This is a genomic window from Flavobacterium sp. 9 (genome assembly GCF_002754195.1).
Taxonomy (GTDB): domain Bacteria; phylum Bacteroidota; class Bacteroidia; order Flavobacteriales; family Flavobacteriaceae; genus Flavobacterium.
Window position 1 is genome coordinate 1,657,759 of the sequence record NZ_PEEU01000001.1, and the last position, 22,020, is coordinate 1,679,778.

The window sequence follows — 22,020 nt, forward strand, 5'->3', positions numbered from 1 at the left end:
CAAGCGTCAGAAAGGAATCTATTACATTTAAACTCCTTTCTGATGTTATTTATTTTAACAAAAAAAGATACTGAAAATTATTCTGAAAATGCATTTAGAACTTTCATTGCTTTCTCTGTATCATTTGTATTCACAAAAATATGGTCGTGATAAAAAGCTGCTACAACATTACAGCTAATTCCATTTTGTGAAAGTGCTTTAGAAAATGCCGCGGTCAAACCAACAGCTTCTAATGACGAATGCACTGTAAGCGTTATCCATGACATTACAACCGAATATTCAAGATTTAATTGTTCTGCTATTTCCTTTTTAAGAATTAATGTGACGGCTTCTTTTTCTTTAAAGAACATTTCGATATCATCCAAGTTGAGGTTTTCTAATTTCTCAACTTTACAAAAAACATAATCGCCAACATTATGTTGAGGTTTCATGCTTTTAAGCAATTTCTCCAGATCTTTTTCTCCTGACATTCTGTATTTTATTAAATTAAAATTATTTTAGTTTTTCTAGTTTTCCTTTTGTTTCCGGAAAGTTTTTATCCAAAACCAATACTTTTTCATAACTGGCAATTGCGTTTTTCTTATCTCCATTTGCTTCATAAAAATCTCCAAGTGAGTCGTACACATTTGGGCTTTCGGGATAATTGACAACATTCAATTTGAACAAATAACCAGCTAAATCCATATCTTTTTTACCCAAAGACATATAACCATAAGAATTTACCGTATTTTCAGGAATAGCTACTTTGTATCCTAAATGTTTCGATACATTATCAAAATGCTTTTCAATTTTAGCAAAAACAGTTTTATCAAAATTAATCTGTTCCGGAATTGAAAGTTTTAATTGATTGAATTTAAATATAAAACGAAGACCATCATAAGTTGCGATCAATGGAACTGATCCGTGATTATCGTCGTTATAATATTTATAATCATAATTCAGATTGCTTTTTTTATTCCTGACGAAAAAATCATTCAAATCTAAAATTCCTCTGATATGTCTTGTAAAAGCTGTAGTATCTTTTCGAACTTTTACAACATTCATATTATCGTCCATTGTATTTGCAGCTGCCATAAATAGTGAAATATTAGTGAGATCTTTATTCGCCAGCTTTTTTTGAGTTTCGGCTAAAAATTTCTGATGATCCCACCACATACTCGGATCTATAGCAATATAAGAATTGAATAAATTACTGTGATTTGTCAAAATATTAATCGCTGTTAATCCTCCAAAAGAATGTCCAATTAAGGTTTTATAAGGTGCTGCAGGATATTTATTATTGATATACGGAATCAGTTCTTTTTCCAGAAACTCAACAAACTTTTCACCTCCGCCAGATTGTTCGCTTAGATTTTTAGGTACAAAAGGAAGATCAATATCTGAATGTGTAGGTGTTAAATCTCTGTTTCTGTTGGTGTTCGTAATTCCCACCACAATCATTTCCGGACAGTTTGTGTTTCCGTTTACTTCGCTCATTTCTTCAATAATTCCCACGACAGAACTAAAATGTCCGTCACCATCAAGTACATAAACTACTGGATATTTTTGTTTTGCAAAACCATTATTTTGTGCACTTTTAGGCAAATGAACCCAAATTTTTCTATTCTCATTTAAGACTTTGGAAGCAATACTATCAACGATTCCAATCTCGATTTTGTCTTTTTTCTGAGCTAAAGCAAAACTGGTCAATAACATAAAAAAACTTACGACTATTATCTTTTTTCTAAAAGCATTAATTGAACGATCCATATATTTTATTTTTTTGATTAGTTTATAAACTTATATTATAAAAAAAAGGCGCCTTTCCCAACAGAAAAGACGCCTTCTTGAATGCTTTTTTTTAATTAGCAGACCAAGTATTATTTGAAGGCGTGGCATCCATAAAAATACCTCCATCTAAAACAACTTGCTTGATTGGTTTTTTGTTTTTCAAAATAACTTTCGCCAATTTCTGATTTGCTTCCCAAACCGCTGGTGTTTGATGTACAGTTTCTTTTGTATTATCCTGATATGTAACAACTACATCAAACGGAATTGCAAAACCTCCTTCATTTGCAACGGTAAGGACACTTTTATCAACATTTTTTACTGAAAGATCAATGTAATTATTCGTAAAAAACCAGTTATTAAAAAACCAATTCAGGTTTCTTCCTGAAGCGGTGTTTATCGAATTAAAATAATCCCACGGAATTGGGTGTTTCCCATTCCAATTATCCATATAAGCGTGTAATGATTTCTTGAACAAATCATCTCCAAGCATATCTTTTAAAGCCAGATAAGAAAGAGAAGCTTTTCCGTATGAATTATTACCATAACCCGGGCCAGAAACTTGCGTAGACATTGTGATTATTGGCTGATCTTCTTCACTTGATACATCGGTTATATAATCTTTTACTCTAAACTCTTTATAGAATTTATCTGCAGCTTCTTTACCATGTTCTGCAATACCTATTAAATATTCAAAAGTAGTTGCCCAACCTTCATCCATAAAAGCATAACGCGTTTCGTTGATTCCCATGTAAAATGGAAAATAAGTATGCGCCACTTCATGATCCTGAACTAATTGTGAAAAAACAGGATCGCCAATTTGCGAATCATTACACATCATTGGATACTCCATATCTGCAAAACCTTGAAAAGCAGTCATTTTAGAAAACGGATAAGGAACTCCCGGCCAGCTATTCGAAAAGAAATCTAAAGCAAATTGATTGTTTTTTATCGAGTTTACAAAATCAGTTCCTTTTACATCATAAGCAGCTTGAACACTAGCACGACGATTTGTCTTTTTATCGACCAAAACACTGCTCGCATCCCATAAATAATGATCACTTAATCCAAAACAAACATCTGAGATATTTTTGGCTTCAAACTTCCATACATTCCAATCATTTTGTTTGGTAACAATTCCGCTTTTTAGTTCTGTTTCGTTTGCGATATGCATAATTTCATCAGTAACATATGATTTTTTCAAACGAGCCGAAAATTCAGGCTGCAAAACCTCATCTGGATTTAATAAATCTCCAGTTGCATAAACCACATAATTTTTAGGCGCTTTTACAGTAAAGCTATAATCATTAAAATCATTATAAAACTCCTGACGATCTGTATGCGGCAATCTGTCCCACATATTATAATCATCAAAAACAGAAACACGAGGATAACTATAGGCTACAAAAAAAGTAGTTTCATCGATTTGTCCTTCTCTCCCACTCTCTTTTGATAATGGATAATTCCAATCAATAGAAATTGTAGCTTTAGAATGAGGCAAAATTGGCTTGTTCATTTTTACATTTCCAACTGTTCCCCAGCTTCTTGCATCTTCTTTATAAACTTCACCTTCAATTTTCAAAGACGTAATCGTTAATCCGTTACTTAAAAAATCATCATTTACACTTGCGCTTCTTGGCGAAGAAGGTTTGTGAAGATTATTTACAAATCTAACTGCCAAATTTCTTAGCGTATCATTACTATTATTTTCATAAACGATAGTTTCTGTTCCGCTAACCAATTTAGTTTTTGGGTCGACAGAAATATCCATAGTATATTTTCCGTGATTCTGCCAATAGTTTTTTCCTGGTTTTCCATCTTTCGAACGCGTACCTTTTTCGTAAGCTTCTTTTATATTTCTAGGCATATAAAGCTCTTGTGCAAAGCCATTTTGCACCAAAAACAGTAATGTAATAAATACAAATTGGAATGTTTTTTTTTCCATAAGTGGTTTCAAAATTTTGATTGTTTAATACTGATTATCATATTAGATGAGTTTTCTAAATGAATGTTACAATTCTGTATAAAATTATATCATTTTAAATAAAAAAAAACATCTAATTCTTAAAAAGAAGAAGATGTTTGTAAATATAAAACCCACAATAAGAATTCTATTTTATTTAACTCTACTATAATATGCTTCTTTATTTTCTAAATCGATCGCTTTTTTTCCTGAAGAAGTCACATCACCACTATGAATTAAATGAAGACTATTTAGAGATTCATCTACAATAAAAGCCCATAATTCGTTATCTGAATTTACAATTTCTGTAACAGAATCATTATTTTCAAGAACATCATAAAATTCCATTTTATCTGTTTTAATCAGTCTGGTTTCTTTTGTTTTTACATTTTTTACATAAAAAGCAATTTCTTGATTTGTAACAACCATCAAGGTATCATTAAGCTTGGTGTTTTTTGATTTTTTGTATACCCACGTTGGTTCATTACCGCTTAAATTCCAGGTTCCAATTATCTTATTAACGAAACTATTTCTGATAATAGGTTTGAGTATATCTATTTTAATCTTTGATTCTTTGCCAATTTCCGATTTGGGATTAATTTTATAAGCAAATAAAAGAGGTTCAACAGCTTTATTAAACTGCTTTTTTTGAAAGTAAGATAATCCTAAATTATATTTATTTTCCTGAAGCCACATTTTTTTATCGTTTTGAGACCAGGAGTTTAATGCAAATAAGAGAAGAAATGCAATTGTAAATTGTTTCATTTTAGACTTCATTTTTTATAAATTAAAAATGTAGTAAAAGTAATACAATATATTTATTTTGAAAGAAAATACATCTAATATTATTTTAAAAATAAAAACCGTCTAATTCTATACAGAAAAAGACGGCGTCTACAATTAATATATAACCTCGGAATTACAAAATATAATCGGTATTTATAAAATTCGATTCTTTGCTATTTAATAGCTCTTGCAGAATTTCATTATTATAAGCGATATCTTTTGAAGCCACGAACGTACGAATTGAGAATGAACGCAAAGCATCAGGAATACTCAAAGTTCCTACAGCAGAGTCTTTACGACCAGTAAATGGGAATGCATCCGGTCCTCTCTGGCAAGAACTGTTCAGGTTTACTCTACAAACTAAATTTACTAAAGCATCGATAAGCGGTGCCAAAGTTTTAATATCTTTCCCGAATAAACTTACTTGTTGTCCGTAGTTTGATTCGGCCATATCTTCAAGAGGTTCGTTTATATCTTTGAAAGAAATAATTGGCACAACCGGTCCAAATTGTTCTTCATGATACACACGCATATTTTTATTTACAGGATAAAGAACTGCAGGAAAAATATAATTCTCTGTATGTTTCCCTCCTTTTTCATTCAATATTTTAGCACCTTTATGTGTTGCGTCATCAATCAATCCCTGAATATAAGCTGGTTTATCAGTTTCAGGAAGCGGCGTTAACGAAGCACCTTTTTCCCAAGGATTTCCAAATACCAACGCATCTACTTTTTCAGAGAAACGTTTATTAAATTCTTCAGCAATCGATTCATGAACATAAAGTACTTTTAAAGCCGTACAACGTTGTCCGTTAAAAGACAAAGTTCCTGCAATACATTCCTGAATTGCCAAATCTAAATCGGCATCCGGTAAAATAATCGCTGGATTTTTTGCTTCTAAACCTAAAATCAAACGCAATCTGTTTTTGTTTGGATGTTGATCCTGCAATGCAATCGCAGATTTACTGTTTCCGATTAATGCTAAAACATCAATCTTTCCAGATTTCATAATTGGAGAAGCCACTTCGCGACCTCTTCCATAAACAATATTGATAACACCTTTTGGAAAACTGCTTCTAAACGCTTCCAACAATGGCGAAATACATAAAACGCCATGTTTTGCAGGTTTAAAGATTACAGTATTTCCCATAATTAAAGCCGGAATCAACAATGAGAAAGTTTCATTAAGAGGATAATTGTAAGGTCCAAGACACAATACAACTCCAAGAGGTCCACGGCGAATCATCGCATTTACACCTTGTACTTTTTCAAAATGCGCGCTGCGTCCGTTTAATTCTTTGTAACTATCAATAGTATCCTGAATATATTCTACAGTTCTGTCAAATTCTTTTTGAGAATCGCCAAGGTTTTTTCCAATTTCCCACATCAAAAGTTTCACAACTTCCTCACGTGTTTCCTTCATTTGTCTCACGAAGTTCTCCATACATTTTATACGATCAACCACTTTCATAGTTGGCCATAAACCTTGTCCTTTATTATAGGCAGCATTTGCAGCTTCAACAACTTCGGCAGCTTCTTTCTCTGCCATAAACGGAATCGATCCTAATAAAGTTGGTGTATATTTTTCTGTAGATGAAATTGTAGAAAAAACAGGTGTGGTTTGCCCTGTCCATTGTTTTAATTCTCCGTTTACAAGATAAGTATCTTGATTTATAAGGGTTTTGATTTGAAATTCTTCGGGTATTAAACTCATAATTTGGTAATTTATGTTTGGTTATTAATAGCATTTAAACGAAAAAAGAGGCTTTTTGCGCCTCTTTTTTCTATCTTTTATGGATTCACTGTTTCCCCTTCCCAGTCCAGGATTCCACCAAGCAAATTGTAGGCATTATTTATACCTAACTCATTCATTATCTGACATGCTTTAGCACTTCTGGCACCAGAACGACAATACACATAATAGTTTTTGTTTTTATCTAATTCTTCGATTTCATAAATAAAACCTTGTCCTTTATTAATGTCGATATTTACAGCATTTTCGATATAGCCGTCATTAAATTCGTCTTCAGTTCTTACGTCAAGTATAACTGCATTCTCGTCAGCGTTAAGCTGATTAACCCAATCTTCTTGTGATAAATTCATAATAAATGTGTTTTTGTAAAATTACGACGTTTCTATTAATTAAAAACGTGCCAAATGCGATTTCGATTATTATTCTCAGAAAACGTTTTAGAGAAAGGATTATAATCAGTGAAAGACAAATTTACTTACTATTTTTAAAAATATAGTCTATAAACTCGATCGAAAATAGGATTTTTTCATTTCTCTTTTTACATCTTAAATATAGTTTTCTGATAATTTATCCCATTCCAATCTGCTATCTTTGTAAAAAATTATAGTTTTTAACCTTAATTTGATAAAAAATGTTTGCCACGAATTGCACGAATTCTCACGAATTTAGTATGCTGAAATTTATTTTTTGCCACAGATTAAAGGATTAAAGTGATAAAAATATTTTAGCATTTGATTAAAAAAAATAAATCTGTGCAAACCAGTTCAATCTGTAAAATCTGTGGCCCAATAATTACAACACATAACCAATGCAAAATTCATTAAAAAATATATTCCCGAATTTCTCCAACGAACTTATCTCCACAATCGAAGAAAACGGAAGTTTGCAGCATTACGAAGCCGGAACCATCCTAATGCGAACCGGACAATATATTAAGAATACTGTTTTGATCACCAAAGGAAAAATCAAAATCTATCGCGAAGGCGAAGATGGCGGCGAATTTCTAATGTATTATTTGCAACCAGGTCAGGCTTGCGCCATTTCGATGATATGTGCTACCAAAAGCGAGAAAAGTCAGATTATGGCAAAAGTTGTCGAAGACGTTTCTGTAATGATGATTCCACTGCAAATGATGGATAAATGGATGATGGAACACAGATCTTGGTACGAATTTGTAATCGAAACCTATAGAAATCGCTTCGAAGAAGTCTTAGAAGTTGTCGACAATATCGCTTTCCGTTCTATGGATGAACGCTTAGAATTTTACCTAAAAAGACATTCCGACGCTTGTGGCTGTTCCGAAGTAAATTTGTCGCACCAAGAAATCGCCTCCGAATTAAATACCTCAAGAGAAGTCGTTTCGAGATTACTCAAAAAAATGGAACAAAGAGGTTTGGTCAAACTAAACCGAAACCAAATTGAACTTTTAAACACAAATTTCACAAATTAACACGAATCTTGCTTTTTCGTTAATCATTTAAAAGATTAACACTTAAGGCAACGGTTGTCGCATTGAGCGAAGTCGAAATTCATTGCGAGTTCTCTCCCGAAGCCTCGGGACGCTCGAACTGACAAATCGATTCGTGCAAATTAGTGAAATTCGTGTTTAATTTTCTTTGTGTGATAAATGTTACTGTAGATTTTTATTTTACAAACCACCTTTGCATAAAAACAAATGCAATGGAATATTTAGGTTATTTTGCTTCAATCATCATCGGAATTTCACTTGGCTTAATTGGTGGCGGCGGATCGATATTGACAATTCCTATTTTGGTGTATTTGTTTAAAGTAAATCCGGAGCAAGCCACTTCATATTCCTTATTTATTGTTGGATTAACCGCTTTATCCGGAAGTTATAGCCATTACAAAATGGGAAATCTAAAACTGAAATCGGCATTATATTTTGCGATTCCTTCTGTTATTTCGATTCTGATTATCCGTGAAGTAATATTTCCTCAAATCGCTTCAACATTATTTTCTGTTGCTTCTTATTCTGTTTCCAAAGATTTTCTGATCATGATAATCTTTTCAATATTAATGATTACGGCGGCAATTTCGATGATTCGAAAAAATAAAACCGAAATAAAAGCAACCGAAACAAATTACACTCAATTAAGTATAATAGGTTTCATCGTTGGAATCATAACCGGATTTCTTGGTGCTGGCGGCGGATTCCTAATAATTCCTACTTTATTGTTTTTTGCCAACTTACCAATGAAACAAGCCGTTGGAACATCATTATTGATTATCACCATAAATTCTTCAATAGGTTTTGGAGGCGATTTATACATCGGAACTCCCATCGATTACACCTTTTTATTAGGCGTTTCCGGAATGGCACTTTTCGGAATGTTAATTGGAAGTCAGCTTTCTAAAAAAATAGACGGTACAAAACTTAAACCCATTTTTGGATGGTTTGTTCTCATAATGGGATTTTATATTATTACAAAAGAAGTTTTATTTTAGAATATTTTTTCTCGCAGATTTTGCAGATAACGCAGATTTGTTGATGTTGAAATTTATTATAAAGCGAAAGTTCCGAAGGAACGATTCATATTGTAGAAACGGAATTCATTCCGTTAGAGATTTAAAAATTTAATTTTAGTTTTACTTGTTAAGTAATCTTTGTCAAAGTTTAAAACTTTGACAAAGATGAAAACTAAAAAATCAATGACAGAAATATTCCGCCATTGATTCTTTTTCTTTTTTATAAACCAAAGTTCAATTATCGTTGTCCACCAGAAACAGCGATAGTTTCGCCAGTGATCCAATAAGAATCTTCCGAAGCAAGAAATACAGCAACTTTTGCAATATCTTCTGGTTTTCCTACTCGCCCAAGTGGAGTTTCAGAAACATGCCATTTTTCAGCATCTCCATTCATAACTCCAGAACTATGAGAACCTTCTATTTCGATCAGTCCAGGATTAATAGAGTTGATACGTATATTCTTCGGACCAAGTTCTTTGGCAAGAATACGCGTCATTGCATCAACAGCGTATTTTGTTTGCGTGTAAATTAATGTAGTTGGCATATCGAGCGTTGAAACTATTGAACCCGTATTAATGATTACGCCACCTTTGTCTCCAAATAATTTCACCGCCTGCTGAATCGTCAAAATGCTTCCCAAAACATTAATATTAAACATATTGTGAAATGACTCTTCGGTAATATCATCAATTCCTGCAAATTTATAAACACCCGCATTATTCACCAGAATATCCAGTTTACCAAATGTCTTTACGATTTCTTCAAAAATGCGTTTTACATCTGCCGATTTTTCGACATTCCCTTGTATTGCAATTGCTTTTCCGCCATTAGAAGTTATTTCCTGAACGACTTTATCAGCATCACTTTTACTACTTGCATAATTTACGATTACAGTTGCGCCCTGATTTGCGTATGCTTTTGCGATACCGGCACCAATACCTTTTGATGCGCCAGTTATTAATGCAACTTTCCCGTTTAATTTTCCTAAATTTTCCATCTTTACTTTATTAATTATAAGTTGTTAATTGATAAAGCAAAGTTGGGTATTAAGTCAAGCTGAAAAGTTGAAGTATCTTAGGAAAAAAGGTTGAACTAGTTCAACCTTTTTTCTTAACTTTTTCATTACGTATCTTAGATAAAAACTCTGTAGTCATATTAAGATAAGACGCAAGAGCGTATTGTGGAAGGCGTTGCGCAACTTTTGGAAACTTTTCCAGAAACTCGCTATAACGTTGTTCTGCATTTTGGGTAAGCATTGCAATAATCCGACGCGCATAAAATGCCGCCGATTTTTCGGCCATTAAACGAAATAATGTTTCCAGATTATGACTGGATGATTTCAATTTCTGCTCGGCTTCATGATTTATTTGTAGAATCACACTATCTTCAAGCGCAACAATAAACATCGTTGCCGGAGTTTGATATATATAACTATTGTAATCCGCGATCCACCAATCTTCAATCGCAAACTGAATCGTATGTTCCGTACCTTTTTCATCGACAACATAAGCCCGAAAAGATCCTTCAAGCACATAAGTTCTATGTTTGTTTACAAATTCCGGCTGTACAATAAACTGTCTTTTCTTTATTTTCCGAATTTTAAACTCAGACAATAAAACATCCATTTCGTCTGGTAACAAAACAACTTTCTTATTAATGTTTTCAATAAACGATGTCAGATCTTCCATGGAATTTTAAGTTGCTTTTAAATTGTAGCTTGGTAGTTTTACAAATTTATTCCAAAAAATAATAGCAATACGATAAATTGAGTTTGTTTATTTTGGGTGTATTCGCAAAGACACACGCTACGTCATTGCGAGGAACGAAGCAACCACACTAAAAAAGATTAACATAAAGCTTTAATATTTAAATAAAGTTTACTCTGAACCTATTATTTTAAATTCCAAGTTATTAGAATCGGTGATTTTATATGAATAAATACTTTTTCCATCAACATGACCATCACTATAACTTGCAATTAAAAATTTGCTACCCAAAAGCTGAATATTTTCATATGCCATTTTTCCTCCTAAAGCAGCTTTTAAAGAAATCAACTCTTTTTTTCGGAATTCACTTTCAACAAAACTTGCAGGATTTACAATTCCCTTCTTTATAAGATCTGAAGCATCATAATCTTCTTCGAATAAATTACTTAGCTTTTGATTTGCTTCTTTTAATTGTTTACTCAACGAATCATTCGTTTTACGCAATGAAACATTTTGTTTGTTCAGTAAATCGTTATTGATGTTTTGTTTTTGACAACTTATTATACAAAAGCAAAATAGTATTAGAATTCCATTTTTCATTTATTGAGGATATTTAATTTTCAATTGGATGTTCAGCCAACCAAACAGAATCATTTGCTTTTGTTGTGTAATTCCATGAAATCTCTCTTTCAATTTCATTTGAAATCATTAATTTATTATCTTCAAGTTTCCATTTTTCACCATAAAACTTTAAAACGTGAATAACATTTTTTCGATGTGTTTCAGATAACATATCAGGTACTTCCATAAGTTGGTCTTGTTGAAAAACTATTGGTATATATTCTCTAAATTGATTCTCAGAAATTCGTTTTTCCCAGGTTTCCTTCTTTTTTTCATAAATTCTATCAGTATTAAAATACCATTTTTGAAAAATAAATATACTAGCTCCAAACAATAAAAAAACAACAATTAAAATCTTTAAAGTTTTTTTCATTTTTAATTTTAATTTGAATAGCCGTTGGTTCCAACCAACGGAATATAGGAAACATTCGATTTCGGCTTTAGCCAAATATATTCTTTTTTTGACTAAACTAAACTATTACATACACCTGAGAAAAAAATAATTCCCAGAGATAGAAACATTTTTATCATTCGATAAACTACTTTTGATATTACAGAGAATAATCTGATAAAATGTAACACGAATGAAAAAACAAATAATAATACTTTTATTATTCACCTTCTCAGTTTCTGCACAAGAAGCAAACAACTTAAAAACCGAAAAAATTGATATTGAAAGCGGAGCAATTATCAAACAATACAATATTGATAATAAGCTCGAGAGTTTTTCGGTTGAGGTTTCAGCTGCTTATTATGGTAATATAATATTTTTCACCAAAGAAAAAGACACCATAATTATTAAAAATGAGATCGAAAAAGACGCTATTATAAAGATATATGTTAAGAATCAAAAAAAAGTCAGTGAGTTTTTTTATAAAGGCAATCTTATTTCCTTCATCGAATTTTTCGATTTTAAAATCAGTAATCTACCTTCAAATAGTTTGATTTACGGTAAGATATCAGATAATGAAAATTATAGCTATTTATATAAAAATTATTCCGACAAATTCCCCGAAGGTGACTATGAAAAAAGTTATAAATTATATGCTTTTCTAAAAACATCCGAAAACAACGTAAATATTGATTTGCTGTTTAATGAAATCGCAGATTTTTTCTCGCAGGAAGATGCACTTCTTAGAATTTATTTAAGCAAGTATAGAGAAAAAATAAAAACTGAATCCGGAGAGAATATTACTGCATATTTAAAAACTGATCAATTAGGTAAAATTACAAATGGGATTTTATGGACCAAAAAATCTCCCAATAGTGGTCAATATGAAATATATAACGATGGAAAAATAATTAAATCTGAAAACATCAACTTAACTTCTTTTCAAAAAGTTTTGAATACCTATGTTAGTAATAAAACTGATTTTTGATAAATTAAAGTTTTATATGACTATATTTTGGCTAAAGCCAAGATTAACAAACAAAAAAACCGTTGGTTTAAAACCAACGGCTATTTATATAATTAATTCGTGAATTCGTGGCTAAAAAACCATTAATGTTCCCCATATCCAATATCATCCATTTTCCCGCTAAAAACGCGATATTGAATAATAAAATAAATAATCACCAGAAACAAAGCGATAAAAAACCAACTCATTCCGGCATTCAAACCATATTCTCCAGCTGCGCTATTGTAAATCGTCAATGATGGATTTACATTATTGGTTGAAGGTAAAACATTCGGGAAAATCGAAACTGCTGTTGAAGCAAATCCGCCAACTAAAAATAAGGTCGAAAATATAAATCCGTGACCGTCTTTTTTAAACGAACGAACTTTGAATAATCCTAAAATTCCAACAAATGTCATTAGAGGAAAAAACCAAAGAATTGGCGTTTCAATAAAATTATGAAATGGTTTTGGCTCAATAAAATGCCAGATTTGCAACGAAATACAAACCAAAATCAGAAGAACAATATTCAGTTTAAACACAACATTTTTAAGCTGTGTATTTAAAGAAGAATTAGTTTTAAAAATAATCCAGTTTGCGCCGTGAATCGTCAAAGCAACAACACTTACAATTCCTAGAAATAAAGTAAACCAATCGATAATTCCCAATTCATTCGCTTGTGGACTAAAAGTAGGATTCCATAAAGGCAAAAAGAAATAATGTGCTTCTTGTGTCGAAACTCCGTTTGTAACCATTCCGAGATTTACGCCACGAACAATATTTCCTAAGGCAATCCCAAAAAACAACGCCAAAAGCAAACTTGCAATTCCAAACGCTTTATCCCAAATAGTTTCCCACATTGGATGGTGCACTTGTCCGCGCATTTCTAAACCAATCGCACGGAAAATCAAAAGCCATAAAATCATAATCAACGGCAAATAAAATCCGCTGAAAGACGAAGCGTATAAAGTTGGAAAAGCAAAAAACAAAACTCCTCCCGCAGCAATAATCCAAACTTCGTTGGCATCCCAAAATGGTCCTATTGCATTTGTGATTGCTTTTTTATCTTTTTCTGTTTTGGCAAAAAATAAATGAATTATTCCTGCTCCAAAATCGTAACCGTCTAAAACAATGTAAACGGCTAGAATTCCCATTAAAACAACGTACCAAAAAAATTCCATAATTATATTTTTTCTGAATTCAGTTCAACATTATGAGGTCCCTTATTGATGATTTTTCCAATCAAAAGCAAAAACAACATTCCCAGTAAAAGATACAATCCTATAAAACCCAGTAAAGTAAATAAGGTATTTCCGGACGAAACCGTTGGTGAAGCGCCGGATGCTGTTCGCAATAAATTGTAAACCAACCAAGGTTGTCTTCCTAATTCGGCCGTGTACCAGCCAGTTGTATTTGCGATATACGGAAATGGCATCATAAACATGAGCGACCATAAAATCCATTTGGTTTCGAATAATTTCCCTCTGATTAATTGAAAAAGCGCTAAAACCATTAATCCAATAAAAAGCGTTCCTAAACCTACCATAATATGATACGCATAATATAATCCCGAAATATTGGTTGGATGCAAATCTTCTTCGAATTGGTCTAAACCTTTAATTTCCTGATTCCAATTTCCATAAGTTAGGAAACTCAGAATATTTGGAACCGCAATTTTGTTGTCCAGTTTTTTGTCTTTTACGTCAGGCTGACCAATCAGGACAATTTCAGAACCTTTCTTTTCGGTATGGAAAATTCCTTCCATTCCGGCAAAAGTTACAGGTTGATATTTCACTACATTTTTAGCCAATAAATCTCCTGTTGGAACCGCCACAATTATACTCGAAATCAATCCGAAAATAACGCCCGTTTTAAGAAACAATCTCCCAAAAGAAACATTCTTTTTGCTTAGAATATAAAAAGATCCAATTCCGGCCACAACAAATGAACTTGTCACTAATGATGCTGCCTGATTGTGTAAATAAGATGGCCACAACCACGGATTAAGGAATAAAGCCTGAAAATTATTAAGTACAAATTTTCCGTTTTCCAGAATTTCATAACCTACAGGATTCTGCATCCAGGAATGTGTTGCAATAATTAAAAATCCGCTTGCCCAGGAACCAATGCAAATTAATAATCCAGTTACAAAATGCCATTTATGTCCAAGGAGTTTTTCTCCAAATAAAAATAAACCTAAAAAAGAGGATTCGAGAAAGAAAGAAAACATTCCTTCCATTGCCAGCGTCTGACCAATGATTCCGCCAGTTAACTCGGAAAATTTTGCCCAATTGGTTCCAAATTGAAACTCCATTGGGATTCCGGTTACAACGCCCATTGCAAAATTCAGGGCAAAAATTTTCATCCAGAAATGCGTGGCGTGATTATATTGTTCGTTTTGAGTTTTTAGATATTTCCACTTAAAATAAACAATGATCAGCGAAAGACCCATTGTAAGTTGCGGAAAAAGATAGTGAAAAGTAATTGTGAAGGCGAATTGCATTCGGTCATAAAAAAGCATTTCTTCCATAGTGGTATTTTATTTATGAAGTCCCACAAATTTACCCATTAAAACCCGAAATTCCTGCCTTAAAAAAAAGTTTATCGCTCAACATTTGTTAAACTTTTCAACAATTTAATATGTATAAAAAACACTTATATTTAATTATGATGCGCACAAAGTTTGTCATTTCGACGAAGGAGAAATCTTCACGAGAAACTCGACAAAGATTGGTTTTACGTTGCGGAGTTACTTGCGAAGATTTCTCCTCCGTCGAAATGACAATATCGTAGATATATTGTACTTGGAGCTGTGTGTTTAAAAAACTATTCTTTTTTCAAGATTCCTTTTTCTACGCTTTCGTTTATTAAGCCTTCGGCGTAATTCCATATTTCTTGAGAACCTTCTTTTATGACGCTCTTTTTTTCATAAACCTTACTATAAGGTACGCCAAATTCTTTCCAGGTTCCACCATTATTTGAAGTATTTTGTAATAAAGGTTCTAACCTATCCATCGATCTTGCAAACTTTGCTTCGTTGGTTTCTCCGGTTTCAAATTCTTCCCAAATTGCGATCATTTCGTCGGCTTGGTTTTTAGGCAATAAACCAAAAATACGATTTGCCGCCAATCTCTCTTGATCGGTATTATCGTGATTTATTTGGGTATCATATAGAAAAATATCTCCGGCATCGATTTCAACAATATCATGTATCAAAACCATTTTTACCACTTTCAAAACATCAATTGGTTCATTTGAATGTTCTGCCAAAACGATTGCCATCAAAGCCAAATGCCAACTGTGTTCAGCGTCATTTTCGTTTCGGTCACTATTAAAAAGCTTGGTTCTTCGCTGAATGTATTTTACTTTATCAATCTCTTTTATAAAAGCAATTTGATTCAATAAATCTTCTGTTTTCATATCAATATTTTTCTTCAGTTGTAAAATTACGTAGATTTATTTTTAAACCATATAAGTTATATAAGTTCATTTTAGCCTGACGCATATTACGCGACGTCTTAAATTATCTTATATAACTTATATGGTAAAATTTCCAAACCTTTAAATTATTTAAGTTCATTTTAGCCTATCATAAAACCTTAATTTTTTAGCATAACGCAAATTATTTGGCTTCTTAAATTCACTTATTTAACTTATATGGTAAAATTTCATTTTTTATACAAAAAGCAAATTTCTGTAACAATAGTCACTTAATTTACCAAAAAACCGAGTTACCTTTGTGCATCATTATTTTAGATTTTATATCATGAAAATAGAACAAATTTACACCGGATGTCTAGCGCAAGGTGCTTATTATATTACTTCAAATGGTGAAGCGGCCATTATTGATCCGCTTCGAGAAATTCAGCCTTACTTAGATCGTTTAGAGCGCGATGATGTAAAATTGAAATATATTTTTGAAACGCATTTTCACGCTGATTTCGTTTCAGGTCATATCGATTTAAGCAAAGAAACTCAGGCTCCAATAGTTTACGGACCAAATGCTGCCTGCGAATTTGATTGCATTTCTGCCAAAGACGGACAGGAATTCAAAATTGGAAATATTACCATAAAAGCGTTGCATACTCCGGGTCACACGATGGAAAGTACAACGTATTTACTGATTGACGAAAACGGAAAAGATCATGCGATTTTCTCTGGAGACACTTTGTTTATTGGCGATGTTGGTCGTCCTGATTTGGCTCAAAAAGCTGCAGGAATGACTCAGGATGAATTGGCTGGGATTTTATTTCATTCGCTAAGAGATAAAATCATGACTCTTGCAGATGACGTAATCGTTTATCCTGCGCACGGAGCAGGAAGTGCTTGTGGGAAAAACATGAGTAAAGAAACGGTTTCGACTATCGGGAATCAAAAAGCTACTAATTACGCTTTACGCGAAAATATGACTGAAGCCGAATTTATTACCGAAGTAACAGACGGATTATTACCTCCGCCAGCTTATTTTAGCATGAATGTGGCAATGAACAAAGGTGGTTACGAAAGTTTCGAATCGGTTTTGCATAACGGAATGAAAGCTATTAAAGCAGAAGATTTTGAGGCTGTAGCCGAAGAAACCGGAGCTTTGATTCTGGACACTCGAAAAAATGTTGATTTCTATAAAGGATTTATTCCGCAATCTATCAATATTGGTATTAACGGAGATTTTGCACCGTGGGTTGGAACTTTGATTGCCGATGTAAAACAACCTATTATATTAGTAACAGAAACTGGTCTTGAAGAAGAAACTGTAACTCGTTTAAGCCGTGTAGGTTTTGATGCAATTGTTGGACATCTTGAAGGTGGTTTTGAAGCTTGGCAGAAAGCTGGTTTTGAAATCGATACGGTAAATAGAATTTCGGCTGAACAATTTGCAAGTCAATTAAATCTTAAAGAAGATAAAGTAATCGACATTCGAAAAGAAACGGAATATAGCGCTGAACATATTGATGAAGCTTACAATAAACCGTTGGCTTTTATTAATGATTGGGTAAAAGATATTGATCCAAATGAGCATTTCTATTTGCATTGCGCTGCAGGATATAGAAGTATGATTGCTTCTTCGATTTTGCAAGCTCGCGGTTTTAGAAATTTCACAGAAATTGAAGGTGGTTTTGGAGCGATTTCAAAAACTAATATTCCAAAATCAGATTTCGTTTGTCAAAGTAAAGTATTGTAGTAAATATAAGGTGCTGAGGCACTAAGTTTCTGAGGTTCTAAGATTTTAGTCTTTGAACTTAAAAGAAACCTTAGTAACTTAGAACCTTAGCAACTTAGAACCTTAAAAAATTATGCTAGAAATAATAAAAGAACCTTGGCCTTGGTATATTGCAGGACCTTTAATTGGGTTGACTGTTCCTGTTTTATTGATTATCGGAAACAAATCTTTCGGGATTAGTTCGTCATTGCGACATATTTGTGCGGCTTGTATTCCGGCAAATATCTCATTCTTTAAATATGATTGGAAAAAAGAAAGCTGGAATTTATTCTTCGTTTTCGGAATTTTTCTTGGCGGAATTATCGCTGCAAATTTTCTGGCAAATCCAAATCCGGTTGAAATTACCGCTAAACTTTCTGAGCAATTAGCATCTTACGGAATCACGGATCATTCGGGATTATTACCAAAAGAGCTTTTTTCGTGGGAAAGTTTATTTACACTTCGTGGTTTTATCATGATTGTTGTCGGTGGGTTTCTGGTTGGTTTCGGAACGCGTTATGCTGGTGGATGTACTAGTGGTCATGCTATTATGGGGATTTCAAATTTGCAATGGCCTTCTTTGGTAGCTACAATCTGTTTTATGATTGGTGGTTTTATTATGGCCAATTTGATTCTGCCTTATATACTTTCACTTTAAAATTTCAAAAATGAATAATTTAGAAAATAAAAATACAGATACTGAAGGAATAAACGGAAGCCAAATTAAAGATTCAGGATTCTCCAATCTTAAGTATTTAATCGTTGGAATCTTCTTTGGAATTGTTTTCGTAAAAGCCGAAATCATAAGTTGGTTTCGCATTCAGGAAATGTTTCAGCTACAATCTTTCTTTATGTATGGCGTAATTGGAAGTGCTGTCGTGGTTGGAATTATATCAGTCTGGCTGATTAAAAAATTCGATATTAAAACCATTCACGGTGAAAAAATTGAAATTCAGCCTAAAACTTTCAATAAAGGACAAATTTATGGTGGTTTATTATTCGGTTTTGGCTGGGCAATAACCGGAGCTTGTCCCGGACCTCTTTTCGCACAAATTGGAACTGGAGTTACCGTAATTGTTGTAACTCTTGTAAGTGCAATTGCAGGAACCTGGGTTTATGGTTTCTTTAAAGATAAATTGCCTCATTAGAATTTAATACATAAAAAATGAGCAACACAATAGAACAATTAGTATTAAGAAAAGCTGATATTTCAGAAGTTCCTATTATTTGGACGATCATACAAGATGCTATCGAACAAAGACGTCAAGAAGGAAGTTCGCAATGGCAGGACGGTTATCCTAATGAACTTTCGATCACTAACGATATAAAAAATGGTTACGGATATGTACTTACAGAAAACGAAACTGTTTTATGCTATTCAGCCATTATATTTGATAAAGAACCTGCTTACGAAGATATAGAAGGCAAATGGTTAACGAATGGAGATTATGGTGTTGTACATCGCGTAGCTGTTTCAAAATTGGCAAAAGGCAAAGGCATAGCAACAAAACTTTTTAAAAGCATAGAAGGTTTATGTCTCGAAAAAAACATAAACAGCATAAAAGTAGATACTAATTTTGACAACGTTCCGATGTTGAAAATCTTAGACAAATTAGACTATACTTATTGCGGTGAAGTATATTTTAGAGGAGCAGCCAGAAAAGCTTTCGAAAAAAAGTTAATCTAAAAAATACAATCTCAGGATTTACAATCAAACCCGACAAGTTTTTAAAATCTGTCGGGTTTACTATTTAAAGCGTATCAAAAAAATGAACAAAATATATTTTCCAATTTTATTATTCTTACTCTTAACAAGTTGTTCCAATATTACGAAATCAAACTTTCAAGTTTCAAATAACAATTACGACGTTAAACTTGACAGTTTAGAGCTATTTGACAAATCAAGAAATCGAAAAATTCCCGTTGCTATCTATCATCCTGTTATGGCTGAAAAAGTAAATAAACAGCAAGTAATAATATTTAGTCATGGATATGGCGAAAATAAAGGCGGAGACAATAGAATTTATTCCTATTTAACAGAAAACTTAGCCTCAAAAGGATATTTTGTTATCAGTATTCAGCATGAATTACCAACTGATGATCTTCTGCCAATGGAAGGAGATTTAAAAATTACACGAAGACCAAATTGGGAAAGAGGCTGTGAAAATATTTTATATGTCTTAAATGAATTTAAAAAAACAAATACTGAATTAGATTTTAAACATTTGACACTTATCGGACATTCAAATGGCGGTGATATGACTGCATTATTTGCAACTAAATATCCTGAATTGGTTTATAAAATCATTACAATGGATAACCGAAGAATGCCTCTTCCAAGAGTAAATCATCCTGAAGTTTATACGTTGCGTTCCGGTAATTATGAAGCAGACAAAGATGTATTGCCAAATGAACAAGAACAGAAAAAATATGGAATGACAGTTCAATTCACTTCTATTAATCATCGTGATATGGACAATGATGCAACTCCTGAACAACGAAAAATTCTAAATACATATATTGAAGAATATTTAAAAAATTAATAATTAGTCTTCTTTAGTATGCTATAATTGAAAACCCGACAAGCCTTAAAACTTATCGGGTTTATTTTTGACCGAAATTTAGGTTTGCGACTTCTCTAAAGACAAAATTTCTTATTAATAGTATTTCTTCATTTTACTTTCATTAAGTTTCCTTAAGTTTACAATACAAGATTTAATCTTACAAAAAGTAAACAAATCAAAGCCATATGAAACGCTCAGAGCAATTGTCGAAACTAAAAAATACGGAACATTGGGATGTAATTATAATTGGTGGTGGAGCAAGTGGCCTGGGAACTGCTCTTGATGCTGCAAGTCGGGGTTATAAAACGATCTTGCTTGAAGCTGTAGATTTTGCAAAAGGTACTTCGAGCCGAAGTACCAAATTAGTTCATGGCGGAGTTCGGTATTTAGAACAGGGAAATATTCATTTGGTTATCGAAGCCTTAAAAGAAAGAGGATTACTAGCTAAAAATGCTGGTCATTTAGTCAAAAATCAATCTTTTGTAATTCCTAATTACAGCTTATTTGACGGTTTACTTTACACCGTTGGGTTAACGGTTTATGATTTATTGGCAGGACGATTAAGTTTGGGACGATCAAAATACATTTCGAAGAAAAAAACAATTGAAATGCTTCCTACTGTCGAAGAAAAAGGTCTAAAAAATGGTGTTATTTATCAAGACGGTCAATTTGATGATTCTCGTTTGGCTATAAATATTGCTCAAACGGCTATCGAAAAAGGCGCTTGTCTTTTAAATTATACTAAAGTTGTCAATTTACTAAAGGATGGTAAAAACCAAATCATTGGCGTTGAAGCCATAGATCACGAAACTGGAGATAAGTACGAGATAAAAGGTTCGGCTATTATTAATGCAACCGGCGTTTTTACAAATGCCATCATGAAACTTAATGATACTGTGTACAAGAAATATATTGTGCCAAGTCAGGGAATTCATCTTGTATTTGATAAATCTTTTTTGCCGAGTGAACATGCTTTGATGATTCCTAAAACAAGTGACGGACGGGTTTTATTTGCGGTTCCGTGGCACAATAGAATTGTCGTAGGAACAACTGATACCTTAATAAGAAAACATAGTTTGGAACCAATTGCACTTGAGAGCGAAATTGAATTTGTTCTGGAAACTGCTCAACGTTTTCTAGCTAAAAAACCAACACGCGCTGATGTTTTATCTGTTTATGCGGGTTTACGTCCTTTGGCTGCACCCGAAGAAGAAGGAAAAAGCACAAAAGAAGTTTCCCGAAGCCATAAAATCATTGTTTCAGAAACCGGATTAATAACAATTACGGGAGGAAAATGGACGACTTACAGGAAAATTTCTGAAGATATTATCGATAAGGCAATCAAAACAGGCAAATTACCTAAGAAAGGTTGTATTACAGAACATCTTTCCATTCATGGAAATCAACCTACCACGACTTTAGACAGAGAAAATCACTTATATATTTATGGTTCAGATATTCCTGCAATATTAGAATTACAAGAAAACGAACCTGAATTAAAAGAAAAACTGCATCCGAATCATGAATTTACAATGGCCGAAGTTGTTTGGGCTATTCGATATGAAATGGCAAGAACTGTCGATGATATTCTTGCAAGACGTGTTCGCTTATTATTTTTAGATGCCAGAGCTGCAATTGCATCTTCTGAAAAAGTAGCTCGTTTACTGGCAAAAGAAAACGGACATGACGAAACCTGGATACAAAGAGAAATCACCAATTTCCACGGAATTGCAAGAGGTTTTCTTCTAAAAGAATTTCAATAGATTTTTATTAACTTAA

At 32.9% G+C, this 22,020-nt stretch carries 22 protein-coding genes; 9 read left to right on the forward strand and 13 right to left on the reverse strand.

Translation table 11 applies throughout. The features are described from left to right. Positions 1 to 77: 77 nt before the first annotated feature. The 6 genes from CLU81_RS06100 to CLU81_RS06125 form a co-directional block, all read right to left on the reverse strand. Positions 78 to 470 carry an ACT domain-containing protein gene (locus CLU81_RS06100; RefSeq protein WP_099709013.1) on the reverse strand — a complete coding sequence of 131 codons (393 nt, stop codon included), beginning with the start codon at positions 468 to 470 and terminating at the stop codon, positions 78 to 80. Positions 471 to 492: 22 nt separating this feature from the next. Continuing rightward, positions 493 to 1,749, reverse strand: coding sequence for an alpha/beta hydrolase-fold protein (locus CLU81_RS06105; protein WP_099709014.1), 1,257 nt, complete (start codon positions 1,747 to 1,749; stop codon positions 493 to 495). A 91-nt stretch (positions 1,750 to 1,840) separates the two neighbouring features. Continuing rightward, positions 1,841 to 3,712 (reverse strand): M1 family metallopeptidase, encoded by a 1,872-nt coding sequence (locus CLU81_RS06110; RefSeq protein WP_099709015.1) that lies wholly within the window; start codon positions 3,710 to 3,712, stop codon positions 1,841 to 1,843. A gap of 171 nt (positions 3,713 to 3,883) precedes the next feature. After that, the gene (locus CLU81_RS06115) at positions 3,884 to 4,495 is read right to left on the reverse strand and encodes a hypothetical protein (protein ID WP_099709016.1); all 612 of its coding nucleotides are present in this window, start codon (positions 4,493 to 4,495) and stop codon (positions 3,884 to 3,886) included. A 154-nt stretch (positions 4,496 to 4,649) separates the two neighbouring features. Next, positions 4,650 to 6,230 (reverse strand): NADP-dependent glyceraldehyde-3-phosphate dehydrogenase, encoded by a 1,581-nt coding sequence (locus CLU81_RS06120; protein WP_099709017.1) that lies wholly within the window; start codon positions 6,228 to 6,230, stop codon positions 4,650 to 4,652. A gap of 77 nt (positions 6,231 to 6,307) precedes the next feature. Further along, entirely contained in the window at positions 6,308 to 6,619 is a 312-nt protein-coding gene (locus CLU81_RS06125) for a rhodanese-like domain-containing protein (RefSeq protein ID WP_099709018.1), read from the reverse strand. Positions 6,620 to 7,077: 458 nt separating this feature from the next. Here CLU81_RS06125 and CLU81_RS06130 point away from each other — a divergent pair, with 458 nt between their 5' ends. Both CLU81_RS06130 and CLU81_RS06135 read left to right on the forward strand, forming a co-directional pair. Next, the gene (locus CLU81_RS06130; RefSeq protein WP_099709019.1) at positions 7,078 to 7,719 is read left to right on the forward strand and encodes a Crp/Fnr family transcriptional regulator; all 642 of its coding nucleotides are present in this window, start codon (positions 7,078 to 7,080) and stop codon (positions 7,717 to 7,719) included. Positions 7,720 to 7,949: 230 nt separating this feature from the next. Beyond that, the gene (locus tag CLU81_RS06135) at positions 7,950 to 8,735 is read left to right on the forward strand and encodes a sulfite exporter TauE/SafE family protein (RefSeq protein WP_099709020.1); all 786 of its coding nucleotides are present in this window, start codon (positions 7,950 to 7,952) and stop codon (positions 8,733 to 8,735) included. Positions 8,736 to 8,994: 259 nt separating this feature from the next. Here the strand turns inward: CLU81_RS06135 and CLU81_RS06140 are convergent, their stop codons facing one another. From CLU81_RS06140 to CLU81_RS06155, 4 genes are all read right to left on the reverse strand, one after another. Next, positions 8,995 to 9,753 (reverse strand): SDR family NAD(P)-dependent oxidoreductase, encoded by a 759-nt coding sequence (locus CLU81_RS06140; RefSeq protein WP_099709021.1) that lies wholly within the window; start codon positions 9,751 to 9,753, stop codon positions 8,995 to 8,997. A 100-nt stretch (positions 9,754 to 9,853) separates the two neighbouring features. Next, entirely contained in the window at positions 9,854 to 10,444 is a 591-nt protein-coding gene (locus tag CLU81_RS06145) for a Crp/Fnr family transcriptional regulator (RefSeq protein ID WP_099709022.1), read from the reverse strand. A gap of 189 nt (positions 10,445 to 10,633) precedes the next feature. Further along, positions 10,634 to 11,062, reverse strand: a complete 429-nt coding sequence (locus CLU81_RS06150) for a hypothetical protein (RefSeq protein WP_099709023.1) — start codon at positions 11,060 to 11,062, stop codon at positions 10,634 to 10,636. Positions 11,063 to 11,075: 13 nt separating this feature from the next. Beyond that, complete coding sequence (locus CLU81_RS06155; protein ID WP_099709024.1) at positions 11,076 to 11,456, reverse strand: hypothetical protein; 381 nt, start codon at positions 11,454 to 11,456, stop codon at positions 11,076 to 11,078. A gap of 211 nt (positions 11,457 to 11,667) precedes the next feature. On the opposite strand from CLU81_RS06155, the gene CLU81_RS06160 reads away from it, so the two are divergent. Beyond that, a complete protein-coding gene (locus CLU81_RS06160) occupies positions 11,668 to 12,462 on the forward strand; it encodes a hypothetical protein (protein WP_099709025.1) in 795 nt (264 codons plus the stop codon). 122 nt (positions 12,463 to 12,584) lie between these two features. Here CLU81_RS06160 and cydB read toward each other — a convergent pair whose 3' ends face one another. The 3 genes from cydB to CLU81_RS06175 form a co-directional block, all read right to left on the reverse strand. After that, positions 12,585 to 13,661, reverse strand: coding sequence for a cytochrome d ubiquinol oxidase subunit II (gene cydB, locus CLU81_RS06165; protein WP_099709026.1), 1,077 nt, complete (start codon positions 13,659 to 13,661; stop codon positions 12,585 to 12,587). A 2-nt stretch (positions 13,662 to 13,663) separates the two neighbouring features. Further along, a complete protein-coding gene (locus tag CLU81_RS06170; RefSeq protein ID WP_099709027.1) occupies positions 13,664 to 15,010 on the reverse strand; it encodes a cytochrome ubiquinol oxidase subunit I in 1,347 nt (448 codons plus the stop codon). Positions 15,011 to 15,306: 296 nt separating this feature from the next. Further along, on the reverse strand, positions 15,307 to 15,900 hold the full coding sequence (locus CLU81_RS06175) for an HD family hydrolase (RefSeq protein ID WP_099709028.1): 594 nt from the start codon (positions 15,898 to 15,900) through the stop codon (positions 15,307 to 15,309). A 346-nt stretch (positions 15,901 to 16,246) separates the two neighbouring features. Between CLU81_RS06175 and CLU81_RS06180 the strand changes: the two genes are divergently transcribed. The 6 genes from CLU81_RS06180 to CLU81_RS06205 all read left to right on the forward strand — a co-directional run bounded on the left by CLU81_RS06180 (position 16,247) and on the right by CLU81_RS06205 (position 22,004). Next, positions 16,247 to 17,659 (forward strand): rhodanese-like domain-containing protein, encoded by a 1,413-nt coding sequence (locus tag CLU81_RS06180; protein ID WP_099709029.1) that lies wholly within the window; start codon positions 16,247 to 16,249, stop codon positions 17,657 to 17,659. Between the two features lie 112 nt (positions 17,660 to 17,771). Then, on the forward strand, positions 17,772 to 18,335 hold the full coding sequence (locus CLU81_RS06185) for a YeeE/YedE family protein (RefSeq protein WP_099709030.1): 564 nt from the start codon (positions 17,772 to 17,774) through the stop codon (positions 18,333 to 18,335). A gap of 10 nt (positions 18,336 to 18,345) precedes the next feature. Next, on the forward strand, positions 18,346 to 18,825 hold the full coding sequence (locus tag CLU81_RS06190; protein WP_099709031.1) for a YeeE/YedE family protein: 480 nt from the start codon (positions 18,346 to 18,348) through the stop codon (positions 18,823 to 18,825). Between the two features lie 17 nt (positions 18,826 to 18,842). Continuing rightward, a complete protein-coding gene (locus CLU81_RS06195) occupies positions 18,843 to 19,364 on the forward strand; it encodes an N-acetyltransferase (protein ID WP_099709032.1) in 522 nt (173 codons plus the stop codon). Positions 19,365 to 19,446: 82 nt separating this feature from the next. Further along, positions 19,447 to 20,220 carry an alpha/beta hydrolase gene (locus tag CLU81_RS06200; RefSeq protein ID WP_099709033.1) on the forward strand — a complete coding sequence of 258 codons (774 nt, stop codon included), beginning with the start codon at positions 19,447 to 19,449 and terminating at the stop codon, positions 20,218 to 20,220. A 206-nt stretch (positions 20,221 to 20,426) separates the two neighbouring features. Then, the gene (locus CLU81_RS06205) at positions 20,427 to 22,004 is read left to right on the forward strand and encodes a glycerol-3-phosphate dehydrogenase/oxidase (protein ID WP_099709034.1); all 1,578 of its coding nucleotides are present in this window, start codon (positions 20,427 to 20,429) and stop codon (positions 22,002 to 22,004) included. Positions 22,005 to 22,020: the final 16 nt, after the last annotated feature.

Bases quoted from the DNA above. Each gene is read 5' to 3' on its own strand.
- CLU81_RS06115 (WP_099709016.1), bottom strand. From the start codon at position 4,495: ATGAAACAATTTACAATTGCATTTCTTCTCTTATTTGCATTAAACTCC.
- CLU81_RS06160 (WP_099709025.1), top strand. From the start codon at position 11,668: ATGAAAAAACAAATAATAATACTTTTATTATTCACCTTCTCAGTTTCT.
- CLU81_RS06190 (WP_099709031.1), top strand. From the start codon at position 18,346: ATGAATAATTTAGAAAATAAAAATACAGATACTGAAGGAATAAACGGA.
- CLU81_RS06200 (WP_099709033.1), top strand. From the start codon at position 19,447: ATGAACAAAATATATTTTCCAATTTTATTATTCTTACTCTTAACAAGT.
- CLU81_RS06195 (WP_099709032.1), top strand. From the start codon at position 18,843: ATGAGCAACACAATAGAACAATTAGTATTAAGAAAAGCTGATATTTCA.
- CLU81_RS06135 (WP_099709020.1), top strand. From the start codon at position 7,950: ATGGAATATTTAGGTTATTTTGCTTCAATCATCATCGGAATTTCACTT.
- CLU81_RS06100 (WP_099709013.1), bottom strand. From the start codon at position 470: ATGTCAGGAGAAAAAGATCTGGAGAAATTGCTTAAAAGCATGAAACCT.
- CLU81_RS06205 (WP_099709034.1), top strand. From the start codon at position 20,427: ATGAAACGCTCAGAGCAATTGTCGAAACTAAAAAATACGGAACATTGG.
- CLU81_RS06110 (WP_099709015.1), bottom strand. From the start codon at position 3,712: ATGGAAAAAAAAACATTCCAATTTGTATTTATTACATTACTGTTTTTG.
- CLU81_RS06140 (WP_099709021.1), bottom strand. From the start codon at position 9,753: ATGGAAAATTTAGGAAAATTAAACGGGAAAGTTGCATTAATAACTGGC.
- CLU81_RS06180 (WP_099709029.1), top strand. From the start codon at position 16,247: ATGAAAATAGAACAAATTTACACCGGATGTCTAGCGCAAGGTGCTTAT.
- CLU81_RS06170 (WP_099709027.1), bottom strand. From the start codon at position 15,010: ATGGAAGAAATGCTTTTTTATGACCGAATGCAATTCGCCTTCACAATT.
- CLU81_RS06150 (WP_099709023.1), bottom strand. From the start codon at position 11,062: ATGAAAAATGGAATTCTAATACTATTTTGCTTTTGTATAATAAGTTGT.
- CLU81_RS06155 (WP_099709024.1), bottom strand. From the start codon at position 11,456: ATGAAAAAAACTTTAAAGATTTTAATTGTTGTTTTTTTATTGTTTGGA.
- cydB (WP_099709026.1), bottom strand. From the start codon at position 13,661: ATGGAATTTTTTTGGTACGTTGTTTTAATGGGAATTCTAGCCGTTTAC.
- CLU81_RS06185 (WP_099709030.1), top strand. From the start codon at position 17,772: ATGCTAGAAATAATAAAAGAACCTTGGCCTTGGTATATTGCAGGACCT.
- CLU81_RS06125 (WP_099709018.1), bottom strand. From the start codon at position 6,619: ATGAATTTATCACAAGAAGATTGGGTTAATCAGCTTAACGCTGACGAG.
- CLU81_RS06120 (WP_099709017.1), bottom strand. From the start codon at position 6,230: ATGAGTTTAATACCCGAAGAATTTCAAATCAAAACCCTTATAAATCAA.
- CLU81_RS06175 (WP_099709028.1), bottom strand. From the start codon at position 15,900: ATGAAAACAGAAGATTTATTGAATCAAATTGCTTTTATAAAAGAGATT.
- CLU81_RS06145 (WP_099709022.1), bottom strand. From the start codon at position 10,444: ATGGAAGATCTGACATCGTTTATTGAAAACATTAATAAGAAAGTTGTT.
- CLU81_RS06130 (WP_099709019.1), top strand. From the start codon at position 7,078: ATGCAAAATTCATTAAAAAATATATTCCCGAATTTCTCCAACGAACTT.
- CLU81_RS06105 (WP_099709014.1), bottom strand. From the start codon at position 1,749: ATGGATCGTTCAATTAATGCTTTTAGAAAAAAGATAATAGTCGTAAGT.